Origin of the sequence: Nocardia sp. NPDC051832 (genome assembly GCF_040681285.1) — a bacterium.
Lineage (GTDB): Bacteria > Actinomycetota > Actinomycetes > Mycobacteriales > Mycobacteriaceae > Nocardia.
The window spans coordinates 518,268-533,176 of sequence record NZ_JBFAYL010000003.1 but is presented as its reverse complement, the minus strand read 5'-3'; the positions used below and the strand labels follow the sequence as shown (position 1 = coordinate 533,176).

Annotated in this window: 16 protein-coding genes; 6 read left to right on the top strand and 10 right to left on the bottom strand. The window is 68.2% G+C overall.

Translation table 11 applies throughout. The annotated features are described in order from the left end of the window. Positions 1-154 precede the first annotated feature (154 nt). The 6 genes from AB0M14_RS20295 to AB0M14_RS20270 form a co-directional block, all read right to left on the bottom strand. On the bottom strand, positions 155-418 hold the full coding sequence (locus AB0M14_RS20295; protein WP_364997148.1) for a helix-turn-helix domain-containing protein: 264 nt from the start codon (positions 416-418) through the stop codon (positions 155-157). Between the two features lie 181 nt (positions 419-599). Next, positions 600-1,433 (bottom strand): pyrroline-5-carboxylate reductase, encoded by an 834-nt coding sequence (proC, locus tag AB0M14_RS20290; RefSeq protein WP_364997146.1) that lies wholly within the window; start codon positions 1,431-1,433, stop codon positions 600-602. 37 nt (positions 1,434-1,470) lie between these two features. Continuing rightward, positions 1,471-2,328 carry a thioesterase family protein gene (locus tag AB0M14_RS20285; RefSeq protein ID WP_364997144.1) on the bottom strand — a complete coding sequence of 286 codons (858 nt, stop codon included), beginning with the start codon at positions 2,326-2,328 and terminating at the stop codon, positions 1,471-1,473. Between the two features lie 146 nt (positions 2,329-2,474). Then, on the bottom strand, positions 2,475-3,380 hold the full coding sequence (locus AB0M14_RS20280; RefSeq protein WP_364998971.1) for a sugar phosphate isomerase/epimerase: 906 nt from the start codon (positions 3,378-3,380) through the stop codon (positions 2,475-2,477). 100 nt (positions 3,381-3,480) lie between these two features. Then, entirely contained in the window at positions 3,481-5,466 is a 1,986-nt protein-coding gene (locus AB0M14_RS20275) for a hypothetical protein (RefSeq protein WP_364997142.1), read from the bottom strand. Continuing rightward, positions 5,463-6,485: a Ppx/GppA phosphatase family protein gene (locus AB0M14_RS20270; protein ID WP_364997140.1), complete on the bottom strand. Its 1,023-nt coding sequence runs from the start codon at positions 6,483-6,485 to the stop codon at positions 5,463-5,465. The genes AB0M14_RS20275 and AB0M14_RS20270 overlap by 4 nt, the downstream gene beginning before the upstream one ends. A 118-nt stretch (positions 6,486-6,603) precedes the next feature. Here AB0M14_RS20270 and AB0M14_RS20265 point away from each other — a divergent pair, with 118 nt between their 5' ends. The 5 genes from AB0M14_RS20265 to AB0M14_RS20245 all read left to right on the top strand — a co-directional run bounded on the left by AB0M14_RS20265 (position 6,604) and on the right by AB0M14_RS20245 (position 9,480). After that, a complete protein-coding gene (locus AB0M14_RS20265) occupies positions 6,604-7,410 on the top strand; it encodes a hypothetical protein (protein WP_364997138.1) in 807 nt (268 codons plus the stop codon). Between the two features lie 104 nt (positions 7,411-7,514). After that, the gene (locus AB0M14_RS20260) at positions 7,515-7,955 is read left to right on the top strand and encodes a hypothetical protein (protein ID WP_364997136.1); all 441 of its coding nucleotides are present in this window, start codon (positions 7,515-7,517) and stop codon (positions 7,953-7,955) included. Positions 7,956-7,965: 10 nt separating this feature from the next. Next, positions 7,966-8,427: a hypothetical protein gene (locus AB0M14_RS20255; RefSeq protein ID WP_364997134.1), complete on the top strand. Its 462-nt coding sequence runs from the start codon at positions 7,966-7,968 to the stop codon at positions 8,425-8,427. 220 nt (positions 8,428-8,647) lie between these two features. Continuing rightward, the gene (locus tag AB0M14_RS20250; protein WP_364997132.1) at positions 8,648-9,088 is read left to right on the top strand and encodes a hypothetical protein; all 441 of its coding nucleotides are present in this window, start codon (positions 8,648-8,650) and stop codon (positions 9,086-9,088) included. A 59-nt stretch (positions 9,089-9,147) separates the two neighbouring features. Next, the gene (locus AB0M14_RS20245) at positions 9,148-9,480 is read left to right on the top strand and encodes a hypothetical protein (protein ID WP_364997130.1); all 333 of its coding nucleotides are present in this window, start codon (positions 9,148-9,150) and stop codon (positions 9,478-9,480) included. A 45-nt stretch (positions 9,481-9,525) separates the two neighbouring features. Here AB0M14_RS20245 and AB0M14_RS20240 read toward each other — a convergent pair whose 3' ends face one another. From AB0M14_RS20240 to AB0M14_RS20230, 3 genes are all read right to left on the bottom strand, one after another. Continuing rightward, the gene (locus AB0M14_RS20240; RefSeq protein ID WP_194816147.1) at positions 9,526-10,215 is read right to left on the bottom strand and encodes a response regulator transcription factor; all 690 of its coding nucleotides are present in this window, start codon (positions 10,213-10,215) and stop codon (positions 9,526-9,528) included. Beyond that, a complete protein-coding gene (locus AB0M14_RS20235) occupies positions 10,212-11,387 on the bottom strand; it encodes an ATP-binding protein (RefSeq protein WP_364998969.1) in 1,176 nt (391 codons plus the stop codon). The genes AB0M14_RS20240 and AB0M14_RS20235 overlap by 4 nt, the downstream gene beginning before the upstream one ends. 243 nt (positions 11,388-11,630) lie before the next feature. After that, on the bottom strand, positions 11,631-12,032 hold the full coding sequence (locus tag AB0M14_RS20230) for a helix-turn-helix domain-containing protein (protein ID WP_364997127.1): 402 nt from the start codon (positions 12,030-12,032) through the stop codon (positions 11,631-11,633). Positions 12,033-12,137: 105 nt separating this feature from the next. Here AB0M14_RS20230 and AB0M14_RS20225 point away from each other — a divergent pair, with 105 nt between their 5' ends. Beyond that, entirely contained in the window at positions 12,138-12,797 is a 660-nt protein-coding gene (locus AB0M14_RS20225) for an NAD(P)-binding domain-containing protein (protein WP_364997125.1), read from the top strand. Between the two features lie 23 nt (positions 12,798-12,820). On the opposite strand, the gene AB0M14_RS20220 is transcribed toward AB0M14_RS20225, so the two are convergent. After that, positions 12,821-14,857, bottom strand: coding sequence for a CocE/NonD family hydrolase (locus tag AB0M14_RS20220; RefSeq protein ID WP_364998967.1), 2,037 nt, complete (start codon positions 14,855-14,857; stop codon positions 12,821-12,823). Positions 14,858-14,909: the final 52 nt, after the last annotated feature.

Genomic DNA, 14,909 nt, shown 5'->3' with positions numbered 1-14,909 from the left:
CTTACTTCAGTGCCCGCGCCGCCAGCAGACACCGGACACCACGAAGCGGTGCCGCCGGCAGGCGAACACGAACCGAGGGTTCATCCTACCGGGGCACCTTGCTACCTATGAAACCGCCTTCTACCTGGACACCATCAGTGCGAAAAACCCACTGTCAACCGGCGTCGAAGTAGGACGTCTCCAAATAGTCGTGCACTGCTTTCGCATGCACCCGGAAGGACCGGCCCACCCGCACCGCGGGTAGTTCACCCGAGTGCACCAAGCGGTAGACCGTCATTTTCGAAACACGCATCAAACTGGCCACCTCGGCGACCGTCAGGAACTGCGTGCCGCCGCCGAGCAGGGGTTGCCCCGCGCTCGATCTGCTGCCCGAAGGACCTGACGAACCTGGTGACGAGCCCGAGCTGTTCGCAGACATCTTGTTAGACATCATTGCACCATTGACCTCCGGCACGTCCGCGCCACCGGCTTCCCCACCGGCGGAACAGACACGCACGTGCTCCTTGAAGCTTAGCGGTGCCAGTGGGATTACTGCGACGGGTGTGAGAAATCAGCGTCACACGCTGGGAGTCCGCCGGACACCAAAAAGTCGTATGGCGTTAATTCGCGGAGCCGGAGTCCCCGGAGCCCTGTTCGGCGGACCGCGCCTTGGCCGCGTGCAGCGCCTCCATGAAGGCCGAGCGCACACCGCCGCGCTCCAGCTCACGCAGGGCGGCGGCGGTGGTTCCGGCCGGCGAGGTGACCGCGGCGCGCAGTTCCTCGGGGCTCTGACCGGACTCGTCGAGCAGCGCGGCCGAGCCGACCATGGTCTGCACCACCAGCTGGGTGGCGACGGCGCGGGTCAGGCCGAGGCCCACGCCGGCCTCCACCATGGCCTCCACCACCAGGAAGAAGTACGCGGGCCCGGAACCGGACACCGCGGTGACCGCGTCCATCTGCGCCTCGGAGACAGTGGCGACCTTGCCGACCGAGGCCAGCACGTCGGTCACCAGCTCCAGCTGCTCAGCACGGGCGTAACGGCCCGGAGCGAGCACGCTCATGCCCTGGCCGACCAGCATCGGGGTATTCGGCATCACCCGCACCACGGGGAAGCCTGCGGGCAGCTTGGCCTCCAAGCGCGCGGTCGGCACACCAGCCGCCAGCGACACCAGCACTTGATCCTGGTCGCCGCCGTTGAGATCGGCCTTGCCGAGCTGGGTCAGCACGCTGTCCACGTCACCGGGCTTGACGGCGATCACCAGCAGGTCCGCGCCGACGGCCGCGTCGGCCACCGAGTGCGTCACCCGCACGCCGAACCGGCCGGCGATCAGCTCGGCCCGATCCGCATGGGTCTCCACGACGACCAGGTCCTTGCCCGCCCGCCCGGACTCGAGCAAACCGGCGACCAACGCCTCACCGATCCGGCCACCACCGATCACCGCAATTCTCGTCATGGGCCTAGACCCTAATCGCGGCGTGTCGTGGGACGAATCAGCGGGGAAGGGGCATCAGCGCGAGCTGGCGGCTCTGCGCGACAACGGCTCCGGTGGAATCCAGGATCAGCTGATCCTCGTCGAACATGCGGCCGCCGACCTCGTGACTGGAGGCGATGATGCGCAGCCAGCCGGGTGCGGGCCTGCGCCGCAGGTAGGTGGTCATCTGGACGGTCGGCGCCCAGCCGAAGTGGCCCAGGTTCATCGGGACCGGCGGGCTCATGTCGGCCGCCATCATGGCGAAGTACATCGCGACGTCGGGGTCGGCCTGGTCGCCGTCCAGCGGGCGCATCCACAGCCGCAACCGCGGTTCACCCTGCTTGCCGTCGAGGAAGTGCGCCCATTCGCGGTCGATGAAGACCCGCGCGCCCTGGCCGACGTGCACGATGCTGCCCATCGGCGAATCGGCGTCGTAGCCGAGGGCGTCGGCGGGCGGCTCGGCCGGCATGTCGGAGTGCTCATAGGCGTAGAGCGGATCGATGTCGTCGAGATGGCCGAAGGTGAACGCGGTGCGCACGCAGGTGCGGCCGTCCTGGATCAGCTCGGCGTCGGCCAGGCAGATCTGGCGGCCGACCTTGCGGAGGGATACCTGGTATTCGACCTCGCCGGGTTCCGGCGCGCCGAGGAAGTCCGAGCTCGCCGAGATGGGCGCCATCTCGGCCAGCGCCGGGTCGGTGCCGCGCAGGAAGGCGGTCGCCGCGGCGGCGCTGCCCGCCACCATGGTGCCGCCGTGCACCTTCTTGCCGATGGTCCAGGTCGGGTCGATGACGCCCGCGTAGCGACCAGGGGCAGCGAGTTCGGTCAGGGCACACACCCGACTGAACGGCGCCTCCAGATCGACGGTCAGCTCCGGCATCGTCACTCCTGTCGTACGGCTCCGTAGCGACTGCTTGCAGGTCGCTCGAAAATGGTCGGTCGCGCACGGTGGCGTGCGACGACTTTCGTACAGCGTAGAACGAGCCGGAATGTGATCCGTATTCCGGATCGGATTGTGAATTGGCCTCAGATCAGATCGGCGCGCGGATGCGTCGTCGCCGCGGCCGGCGCCAGACCGTTGAGATGGACGCGGGCGAAGGCCAGCGTGCGGCGCAGCATCGCGGCGCGTTCGGCGGTGGTGCGAGCGTTCTGGGTGTTGATCTCGGCGACCGCGTGCCCGGAGAAGCCGGAACGCACCAGCATGGCGCAGACCTCGGCGCACGGCTGGGTGCCCTCCCCCGGGACCAGGTGCTCGTCGTGCGCGGCGCCCCGGCCGTCGGCCAGATGCAGGTGGGCCAGGCCCGAACCCATGCGGGTGGCCAGCGCGAGCGTGTCGGTGCCCGCGGTCGCGGTGTGCGACAGGTCCAGGGTGTAGTGCCGGAAACCCGTGTCGGTCGGATCGTAGGACGGGCTGAAAGCCGTTAGGCCCCAGCCGGGTCCGCCCCGGCGCTCCAGCCGCTTGGCGGAGTTCGCGCCGCGCCCGAACAAGGTGTCGGCGCGCATCGGGAACATGTTCTCCACCGCGACGATGACGGGGCTGTGCTCCTCGAGCTCGGCCACCTGCTCGGCGAATCCGTCGGCATAGCGGCGCTGCCAGCGGAACGGCGGATGCACCACGACGCTGCTCGCCCCCAGCGCCTCGGCGGTGTGCACGCTGCGCTCCAGTTTCGCGATCGGGTCCGAACCCCAAACCCGTTGCGAGATCAGCAGACACGGCGCGTGCACGGCCAGCACCGGCACGTCGTACTTGCGGACGTAGGACTGCACGGTGGCCAGGCTCTGACTGGCCGGCTCCGCCCACACCATCAATTCCACACCGTCGTAACCGATTTCGGCCGCGTAGCGAAATGCCGCCTCGGTGTTCTGCGGGTATACCGAGGCCGTGGACAGGCCTACTTTGATGCCCCGACCCGGTGGGCCGTGCTCACCCACCGACCCAGATCCGGCCCGCTCGGTCTCGCGAGCGTCGCCCTGCACTTCGCTCGCTTCTGTGTCGTCCGCCTGCCCGATGTGCCCCACAGCGACTCCCTACTCAATTCGTACTGAGTAGAAAGGCTAGCGGTCCCAGCGTGACGAAGATGCCTACCACTACGGCGATCACGGTGCTGAGGATGTCATCGGTCCGGCGCAGAATCCGCACCAGCGCCACCAAGCCGAGGATCACGATCATGGCCAGCGCCAGCGCGACCCACGGGAGCATCTCCCACATGCGCTCGAAACCCTTGAACAGCAACATTCCGGCGACTGCCGCGCCGGTGCTCTGGCTGCCCAGGATGACCCACTGGCGGCGGTTCGCCTCGTGTTCGGACCGGCGCGCGGTCCGGGACCCGCGACCGGCCAGCCGGGTGGCGAGGCCGCCGGTGTGCTCGTCGTCGTCCTCGGTGTCCCGGTCAGCACCGAGGCGGCGGGTGAACCGGGCCCGGCCGGCGGCCAGACGCGCGGCGAAGCCACCGCTGTGCTCTTCGTCGTCGTCCTCGTCGTCGTCGAACGAGTCGTGCACATCGGTGTAGCCGTCGTCCGGATCGATCTCCCGCTCTTTGCGCTTGGAGCGGCCACGCCTTCCCCGGCTGCCGTTCTCGCGCTCGGCGTCCCGGCGTTCGGCGCGCTCGACGCCGTCACGCAACAGATCGCCGGCCACCGTGGACCCCGAGACCAGCTGCTGGTCCTGGCTGGCCAGGGACCACGCGGCCGTCGAGATACCGCCGGACTCCGGTGCGTCGTCCGCATTCGGTTTGCGTCTTCGGGCCGACCAAGCCGGCAGGCCGCTGTCGCGCCGCGTGGCCCGGCGCTGCTCGGGCGGCGCGGGTAGCGGAGTCAGCGGCAGGGGCGCGGAATCCTCGTCATGGGGTGACCAGCCGCCGGTATCGACCTCCTCGTCGTGCGGCGACCAGGCGCCGGTGTCGACCTCCTCGGCCTGCGCGCGGCGACGGGCGGCCCGGCCGTTACGGGGCAGCGGCGGTTCCGGGCGGGGTGGTTCGGGGTCGTGGTGGCCGAGATCGTGCAGCGGCGGGCCGACATCGGTGGTGTCGTCGTCGGGCTCGGCGTGCCTGCGGCGACGGCCGGTGCGACCGGAGCCGAGCGGCGGGGCCGAGTCGGCGGCCGGTGCGTCGGGGGGGACGTAGGCATACGGATCCTGGGGCTTGCCGTACGCATCCGGCGCCGGCGCGTACGGATCTTGGGTCTGGCCATACAAATCCGGAGCCTGACCATAGGCGCCTGGAGCCTGGCCATAGGAGTCCGGAGCCTGGCCATAGGCGCCGGGAGCCTGACCGTAGGGGTCCGGAGCCTGACCGTATGCGCCCGGGGCCTGGCCATACGAATCCGGAGCCTGACCATAGGAGTCCGGAGCCTGACCGTAGGGACCTGGGGCCTGGCCATACGAATCCGGAGCCTGGCCATACGGGCCCGGGGCCTGACCGTAGGGGTCCGGGGAGTCGGCGGGCGCGCTGTGCCGTGATGGCGTGGCGGGCGGCATCTCCCGCCCGGGCATCACCAGATTCGACCGGCCGGGAGCCGGGTAATCGGGTACCGGCGACTGGTAATCCTGCTGATAGTCCGGGGACTGGTACTCCGCCGTCGGCGGCTGGTACGCGGTGGCCGGGTCACCGAAATTCGCCAGCGGGTCGTAGCGGGTGATCGGCCCCGACATCGGCGAGTAGCTGGGCATTTCCGGTTCCGGAACCGGCGGAGTATAGGAAACCGGTTCCGGTGCAACGGGATCGAACTGCGGCGGTTCGTAGGCGGCGGGCGCGTAAGGCGCGGGGTCGTAAGCGGGCGGTTCGTAGGACGCGGGTTCGTAGGGCGCCTGATAGGCCGCCGGTTCGGGCGCCTCGGGTTCGGGATCGGGGGCCGCGTGGCTGCCGCGACCGCCGACGACCGGCATGTCGCCGCTGAGCTCGGCCACCGAGATCCCCCGGCCACCGCGCCGGCGCCGGCCGCCACCGCCGGAACCGGAGCCGCCCTGGCCGTTGCGCGCGAGCAGCTCCGCGACGGATAGCTGTTTGGATTCATCAGTCATGACGACACCACTTCTGTCGAATCCGGCGCCGCGAACGGTCCTGGCAGCGCGGCGCCGCCCGCCGACGGCAGGTGCGTCGCCCTGGGTCCGCCGTTCATATCGGTATCCAGTTTGCGCAGGATGAGTCCTTCCCGCAGCGCCCACGGACAAATCTCGAGAGATTCCAGCGATAGTGCACGCATACTCGCCTCCGCGACCAATGCGCCAGCCACCAATTGCCGTGACCGATCCGAACTTACGCCTTCCAATTCTGCACGGTCCGCCGCCGTCATCCGCGAGATGAACGCAATCAGTTGGCGCAGACCTGAGGCGGTGAGTGTACGACGCACACGCAGTCCCGCGGCAGAGGGTGCCGCTCCGGTCAGTCGCGCCAGCGACCGGAAAGTCTTCGAAGTACCCACCGCGAGATCGGGTTTCCCCACTTCGAGCAGCTGTTTCGAGGGCGCGACCAGCTCGGCGTCGAGCCAGTCCCGCAGCACCGCGATGCGCCGCTTGCCGGGCGGGTCCTCGCGCAGCCAATCCCTGGTCAGGCGACCGGCGCCGAGTTGCAGCGAGAGCGAGACATCGGGGGCCTCGTCACCGCCGTTGCTCATTTCCAGCGAGCCGCCGCCGATATCGAGGTTCAGCATGCGGCCGGCGCTCCAGCCGTACCAGCGGCGCACGGCCAGGAAGGTGAGCCGGGCCTCGTCGACCCCGGACAGGACCTGCAGATCGACGCCGGTTTCGGCCCGGACCCGGGCCAGCACCTCGTCGGAGTTCTTGGCTTCGCGCAGCGCGGAGGTGGCGAACGGCATCAGTTCGACACACCCGGATGTTTCGGCGATGCTGGCGAATTCGGCCACGGTGGAGAGCAGACGCTCAGCCCCCTGGACGGTGATCCGGCCCGCGTCATCCATGTTCTCCGACAGGCGCAAAGTCGCCTTTGTCGAGCTCATAGGCATCGGGTGGCCACCACGGTGCGCGTCCACCACCAGCAGGTGGACGGTATTGGATCCCACATCGAGCACACCGAGCCGCACATGAACACGGTACTGGGTCCGTCCGCGCTACAGCCGAGGCGCGGGAGCTGTTAGCGTTCGACGTGTGACGGAAGGTGCCTCCGCAAACGCTTCCACCCGGCCTCGACCAGCGGGGAAAATGGATCCCAGCCCGGAAGTCGATCTCGATTTCCCGCGCGAGTGGATCGAGTTCGTCGATCCGGCAAACGATGAGCATCTGATCGCGGCGGACCTCACCTGGCTGCTGTCGCGGTGGACGTGCGTCTTCGGGACGCCCGCTTGCCAGGGCATCATCGCCGAGCGCCCGGACGACGGCTGCTGCTCGCACGGCGCCTTCCTGTCCGATGACGACGACCAGCAGCGCCTGAAGGCTGCTGTGAAAATGCTCACACCCGCCGACTGGCAGCTGATGGGCGAGGCCACCAACGCCGGCGGCAAGGTGACCAAGAAGGGCTATCTCGAGCTCGACGAACTCGAGGACGAGCCCGCGCTGCGCACCCGGCGCTTCGAGGGCGCCTGCATCTTCCTGAACCGCCCCGGCTTCGAGGGCGGCGTCGGCTGCTCACTGCACACCATGGCGTTGCGCCAGGGCTTGGAGCCGCACACGGTGAAGCCGGATGTCTGCTGGCAGCTGCCGATCCGCCGCACTCAGGAGTGGGTGGACCGGCCGGACGGCGTGCAGATCCTGCGCACCGCGATCACCGAATACGACCGGCGCGGCTGGGGTTCGGGCGGCGAGGATCTGGATTGGTACTGCTCCGGGTCGCCGGACGCGCATGTCGGGAGCAAGCCGGTGTGGCAGTCCTACGCGCCGGAGCTCAAGGAGTTGCTCGGCGTACCGGCCTATGAGGAGCTGGCCCGGCACTGCAAGCGTCGCGAGGGCCTCGGTTTGGTCGCGATTCATCCGGCGACGGTGCACGCGCAGCGGAATGCCGAACACGCCTAACCAAACGGGCGCTTGGTCAGTTTTGCGAAACACGCACATTTCACTTACTGGCTGACCTACTGTGCGCACAGCCCGCTCCCCTGCGGGCAGCACAGGAGAACACCATGAATTCCATGCGTCGCTTCGGCGCCGGGCTCACCGGTTTCGCCGCGGCATCGGCGATCGTCGTGCTCGCCGCGCCCCAGGCTCACGCCGCGGTCGAAACCCTCACCGTGTCCGGGTCCAACCACGCGATCAACACCACCTACCAGCTGAAGGCGACAGTCGGCGGTGCGGGTTTCGGACTACTGGTCTATTGGACCGATAACGGCCAAGACCTCACCGGGCCGAAAGTGCCCTGGCCGGTCGGAGAGTCATCGATCGACTGGACCCCGAAGACCAAGGGCCGCCACATCATCACGTGCGCACAGGGCGGCAGCACGAAATCGCTGATCGTGGATGTCATCGATCCGTCGGATCCGGTCGACCCCGATCCCGGGACGCCAGGCAATCCCGGAACGCCCAACACCGGCAGCGCGGGCAAGGCGCTCGGAAACGTCAGCTAGGGAGCCTCTCATGAAGACACCCCGAATCACCCCGCGCCGAGCAGGCGCCGGGCTGACCGCCTTTGCCGCCGTGGCCGCGGCCACCGTGCTCGCGGCGCCGTCGGCGTACGCGGCGCCCACCTCGGTCTCGGTCTCCGACGACAAGCTGGTGGTCGGCGAGAAGTACACGATCAGCGCCGAGCTCAGCGGCGCGTCGGTCGGGCTGCTCGTCTACTTCAGCGACAACGGCGAGTTCATCGGTGCACCGAAAGTGCCTTGGCCGCCGGGTCATTCGAGCATCGAGTGGAAGCCGAGCAGCGCCGGGCAGCACATCATCACCGTCGAGCAGGGTGGTCACACCCAGTCGATCGTGGTCGAGGTGAGCAAGGCGTCGTCCCCCGGTACCGGCAGCTCCGGCAGCGGCAGCAAGCGCAGCGGCACCGGGAGTTCGGGCACCGGCAGCTTCGGATCCGGTAGCGCCGGCAGTAGCTAGGGCGGTGCGGCGAGCGGGTGACCGGTCCTCGACCGGTCACCCGCTCCGCCGTGCGCGGGTCTCGCAATGTTGAACATTCACAACAGAATCCGATCTCGCTGCCGCAAACCCGTGCCGGACCGGTCAGTTGTCCAGTATTTGTTCTATCGCACACGTTCCGGACCCGGCGCTATCTACCGTGTCCATGGCCCGACACCACGGGCAGCACAGGAGAAGACCCATGCAGGCATCCAGAATTCCCTGCCGCCGAACCGGTTTCGGCCTGGTCGCACTGGCGGCGGCGATCACCCTCGCCACGCCCGCGGCGCACGCCGAGGTCACCCAGCTGCGGATCTCGGGATCCGGCTACAAGTACATCGGCAGCGAATACGCTCTGACCGCGGAGGTCAGCGGCGAATCCGCCGACCTACCAGTACATTTCACCGGCAACGGAGAATTCCTCGGGGTGGCCGTGCCGGGCCCGGACGGCACCGCCATCGTGTACTGGAAACCGGTCCACGCCATCGACTACACCGTCATCGCGCAGCAGGGCGAGAGCACGTGGTCGATCGAGGTCGAAGTGCGCCGGCCCCAGCCCGACAGTCCCGGCAGCGCCGGCGGCTCCAATCGCGGCCGCCCGCCCAGCGGCAGCTCCGCCGGCAGTTCCGGGAGCAGTAAGTAATCTCCGCGGCTACCTGCTCGCCATGCGCGCTTCATTTGTTTGCGGTTGGATGGCTGACCATGAAGAAAGCGTTCGCACTCGCCACCCTGGCCCTCGGCACGACCCTCTCGCTGACCGGCGTCGCGCACGCGGAACCGAACGGTGATCCGGCCAAGTACGCCGATTTCACCGCGGAATTCGTGCCCGCCAACACCCCGGCCGCCCTGGAGGCCGTCAAGCAGGGCAAGCACCTGGTCATGAGCCCGTACGGGACCAACCGCACGATCGCCTGCCGCGGCAACAACGCCGACGTGCCGATCTACGAGTGCATGCAGGAAGACGACCTGGGCTGGATCAGCCTGCGCCTGGTCGAGGTCCCGGGCGTCGGCCCGACCTGGACCTACCTGCCCTAGACAGCGCGGATCCTTCGCTCGTAGGGAGCGAAGGATCCGCCCCCGTCACGCCTCGAGCTTGTAACCCAGCCCGCGGACGGTGACCAGGTGCTCCGGCTTGGCCGGATCCGCCTCGATCTTCGACCGCAGCCGCTTCACGTGCACGTCCAGCGTCTTGGTGTCGCCGACGTAATCGGCGCCCCAGACGCGGTCGATCAGCTGGCCGCGGGTCAGCACCCGGCCGGAGTTGCGCAGCAGGTATTCGAGCAGGTCGAACTCCTTGAGCGGCAGGGTGACCGGTTTGCCGTTGACCAGCACGGTGTGCCGATCCACGTCCATCCGGACCGGGCCCGCCTCCAGCACTCCGGTCTCGCTGCCGCTGTCGAGTTCGTCACCCGCGCCGCGGCGCAGCACCGCGCGGATGCGGGCGATCAGCTCGCGCGCCGAGTACGGCTTGGTGACGTAGTCGTCGGCGCCCAGCTCCAGGCCGACCACCTTGTCTATCTCGCTGTCGCGGGCGGTCACCATGATGACCGGCACGCCGCTGCGAGTGCGCAGCTGCTTGCAGACGTCGGTGCCGCTCATGCCGGGCAGCATCAGATCGAGCAGCACGATATCGGCGCCGGACCGGTCGAATTCGGCGAGCGCGGACGGCCCGTCGCCGACCACGGTCACCTCGAAGCCTTCCTTGCGCAGCAGGAACGCGAGCGGATCGGCCAGCGACTCTTCATCCTCGACGATCAGAACACTCGTCATCTGCGTGCCTCCACACCATTGGGTCGGCCCGGTCCCTGCGGACGCGGGCTGATTTCTCTCGTGCTCACTTCGGGCTCTTCGTCGCCGTCGGTTTCGAGGTGAGCGGGGATACGCAAGGTGAACGTCGAACCGGTGCCCAGCTTGCTCCACAGGGTGATCTCACCGTTGTGGTTGGCGGCCACGTGCTTGACGATAGCCAGACCGAGTCCGGTCCCGCCGGTGGCGCGCGAGCGCGCCTTGTCCGAACGGAAGAATCGTTCGAACACTCGCTCCTGGTCTTCCTTGGCGATGCCGATACCGCGGTCGGTGACCGCCATCGCGACATGCTCGCCGCGCAGCGACCGGCTCACCGAGACGTGCGAACCGCGCGGTGAGTAGTTGATGGCATTCTCGACCAGGTTGGACAGGGCGGTGACCAGTAGGGTCTCGTCGCCCAGCACTTCCAGCCCGCTGGGCCGGTCGGTGCTGACGGTGATACCGGCGGCCTCGGCGGCGGTGTGCGAGCGGTCGACCGCCTGCATCACCACGGTGTCGACGTCGACCACCTCGAGTTCGGGCAGCTTCTCCGCGCCCTGCAGGCGGGACAGCGCGATCAGCTCGGTCACCATCTTGCCGAGGCGACGGGATTCGCCGAGCACGCGTTCGCCGAAGTGGCGCACGGCTTCGGGATCGTCGACCGATTCCAGCAGAGCCTCGGCCAGCAGGCTCATCGCGCCGACCGGGGTCTTGAGTTCGTGACTGACGTTCGCTACGAAGTCGCGGCGGGTCGCTTCCATGCGCGCCTGCTCGGAATCGTCGTCCGCGAACAGGACGGTGAAGCTGGTTTCCTCGGGTGAGAGCGGGCGGGCCACACCGCGCACCGCGATCCGGCTGCGGCCGGGAATCGGATGCTTGGCGGTCAGGTCGAACTCCGCGTCCTCGCCGGTAGCCAGGACCTTCTCCACGGCCGCCCAGGCGCGCTCCTCGAGCAGCCGGTTGCGGACCAGGCCCAATTCCTCGGCGCGCGGGTTCACCAGGACCACGTCGCGGTACTCGTCCACCACGGCGATACCGCTCTCCGAGGCCAGCACGATCAGGTCCAGCACCTGCGACATGGTCAAGCCGGAGTCGGCCTGCCGGCGCGCGGCTTGGCGGGCGTTCACATACGGAATCAGTAGCCCGCCGACTGCCAGGCCTACGACAGCCGCGAGGACTGCCAGCAACACGGCCTGCGGAACACTCACCCTTGAATCGTACGGTCGCCGACCGGCTACCCCGACCGGGGTGCATGAAGTTTCCCCCAGGTCATGGCCTCTTCCAAGCCCGTTTGCTGCCTGTTCACGCGCTGTTTCACCGGGACGTCGCAGAGCGTGTCGGAGGCGTGTCGCGGGTCTTCCGCACGTGGATGAGAGCAGTGTCACCCCGGCGCCGGGCCGTCAGGACTCGTCGTCGGCCCCGGCGAGCGCGGCGCTGACCGCCCGGCCGTGCTTGTCGACCCATTCGCCGAGCGCGAAGATCGGAATCAACAGGTCCCGGCCGGCGGGGGTGAGGTCGTACTCCACGCGCGGCGGGGCCTCGGCGTAGCGGCGGCGCCGCACCAGGGTGAGCTGTTCCATCCGGCGCAAGGTCTGCGTCAGCATCTTCTGGCTGATGCCGCCGATGGCGGTGCGCAACTCGCCGGGACGCATCGGGCCGTGGCGCAGGGTATAGGCGATGACCGGTAGCCAGGAGTTGCCGAGGATGTCGACGCCGATCCGGACCGGGCAGTCGGAGATGTAGTCGACCGGCGGGAATTCCACCTCTTCGGCGGTGATCGGCGCGGAGAGCACGGCTGTCATGACACCAGCTTGCCATCGGCGTTCGGCACCTCGGGGTGCCTATCGAATTCCCTAGCGTCGGTGCCGGATTCATCCACAGTTGTCACACCCCGCTAGGAGCTGGATATGCGAATCGGAATCATCGGCGCCGGAAATATGGCGCGCGCCCTCGGCGGCGGGTGGGTCGCGGCCGGGCACGAAGTCATGGTCGGAGCCCGGAACCGGAAGGCGGCAGCGGAATTGGCGGTCGCGATCGGCGCGCGAGACGGGAGTATCACCGAGGCGGCGGAATTCGGTGCGGCGGTGTTGCTCGGGCTGCCGGTCGGTGCGCTGGAGGAGGTGCTGCGGGGCAATGCCGAGGTGCTGCGCGGGCGCACGCTCATCGACTGCACGAACGCGTTCGCGCCGGACTTCGCGAATCCGCACGGGCCGACGACTTTCCCGCTGTCGGAGGAAGCCGTTGCCGAGCGCATTGCCGCCACCGTGCCCGGCGCGCACGTGATCAAGGCGTTCAACCTGCTGGCGGCGGAGGTCTGGGAAGGGCCCGAACGCTCCTTCGAGGGTCGCGCACTGGCGGTGCCGCTCTGCGGCGACGACCCGGCGGCGCTCGACTCGGTAGCCGGGTTGGTCGAGGACTTGAAGCTGCATCCGGTCCGCGCGGGCGGGCTGTCGCGGGCCCGATATCTCGAAGCCACCGCGAATTTCATCGTGGGACTGTGGTTCGGCGGCCACGATGTCCGGGCGATGTTCCCACCGCTGGAATCAGCCTTCGCCGTCGAGGACTGACCCCCTGTCGCCCCGGCCGGGAACTACCAGCCCGGATCGCCCGAGACGGGCAGGTTCACATAGCTCGGCTGATTCGGATCCAGCAGCAGATGCTGTGGGCGGAAACCGGTTTCGAGCAGCATCGGCATCGGTGGCAGGCCCTTCGGGAAGTTGCCTGCGTACACGTCCACCCGCAGGCGATGACCGGGTTGGAGGACGGCATTCACTCCTGGGATCGCGATGTCCAGCTGCGCCGGCTCACCTGGGACGGTCGGCTGCCGGTCGGCCAAGGACAAGTACGGCACCGGCTCGGTGTAGTCGCCGTTGGGCAGGCGGGTGCTGCGGGATTCGTCGATGGCGCGCAGCGAGGCGACCAGCTGACCCGAGGACAGTACGGTCGAACGTCCGTCCGGCGCGACATCGTTCACCGTCGCGACCCAGTATCCGTCGGTCGCGTCGTGCACTGTGTTCAACCGCACCGCGATCGCACCGGAGATCGAGACCTGTTCCGCGACCGGGGCACTGGTGAAGGTGAGACCGCCGAGCTCCTGGATCCGCGAGTCCTCGGCACAGGCGACGATGATCTGCGGAATGCCTACCAGCTGCTGGGTGGTGTCCCGGGAACACAGACCGGTGAGCCCGGGCGCCACCGAGACCCGGGCGATGTCCGGGCTCGGCTCGGTGAACAGCGAACCGTCGTACACACTGTTCGCGGTGCCGCTGCGGGCGGCCGACAGATACATCCGGCGATAAGTCGAAACCGGCTGCTGGAAGGAACCTTCGGTGATCCAGCCGCCGCCCTCCTGCTTCATCGTCACCGGACCGTACTTGTCGATGCCGTTGTCGATGCCCTTGAGCCACTTGTCGAACCAGGCCCGCTGCAAGACGTCCATGCGCGGCGGCAGGCCAGGGCGGCCGGATTCGTTGCCGTTGCTGATGTGGTAGCCGTCGCCCATGAACAGTTGCTTCTGGCCGGGTGGCAACGGGATTCGGTGGTAGACGTCGGTCTGTGAGTTGATGAACACGTCGTGCCAGCCGCCGGTGACGAAGGTCGGTACCTGGATCTTCGTCGCGTCGGTCTCCCAGGACCGCCGGGCCGCGCTGTTCCCGTCGAGCAGTTCGGCGACCTTCGGGTTCAGATCACCGATCTGCGGCGCGGTCAGCACACTGAAGAGCGCGTCCAGGAAGGTGAACGGATCGGCCATCCTGTCGGCGAGCCAACGGGTATCGAAACGACCTTGCGCGAGTCCGGTCAGATCCGGCACCAGCTTGCCGCCGTTCACCGCGGCCAGCCACATCGGCATGAAGGCGACGCCGAGCGCCCCTCCGGGTGCGACGAGATCGCGGAAAGGGTTGCGGCTGGGCACAACCGGGAAGATCGCGGCGAGCGCGGGCGGGTTCTTCGCCGCCACCTGCAACTGGTTCAGGCCCGAGTAGGAGACGCCGTTCATGCCGATGCGTCCGTTGGACCACGGCTGACGCGAAGCCCAGTCGATCACCTCGACCGTGTCCTGCTGTTCCCGGGCCCGCAGGATGTCCCAGATTCCTTGGGAGAAGCCGGTTCCGCGGACGTCGACGACGACCTGGGTGTAGCCGCTCTTGATCAGCTGGCGGTCGACGGTGAAGTTGCGGATCAGGCCGCCGCCGAGGGCCTTGGTCAGATCGGTGACGCCGGACAGCGGGGTGCCGGACATGTCGATATCGCGCGAAAGTTGCAGCACCGCGTCCGAAAGGCCCGGTATCGAGATCAGGCTGTCGGCGATCATGGAGCCCAATTTGGTGTAGGGCGTCATGTTGACGATGGTCGGCGTGGGTTCGGCGATGGGCCGGCCGGCGGCGTCGGCCGGGCGGTACACATTGCTCTTGAGTACCGTGCCGTCGCTCATCGTGATGGGGACATCCCATTCGATGATGACATTCGGGTACGGCTGCGGGCCGTCCTCGGTGGCGGCCCAGGCGGCGCCGGCCGCGCCGCCGTCCGGGCCGACCGGGATCGGGCCGGCCGCGGCGTTCGGGGTCAGCAGAGGGCTCAGGAGTCCGGCGGCGAATAACACCACCGCGGAACGCAATGCGGCACGCATCGTCGTAGCGCTCACTTTCTTAGGGAGTAGCTACTTCCTAAATTACTTGCGA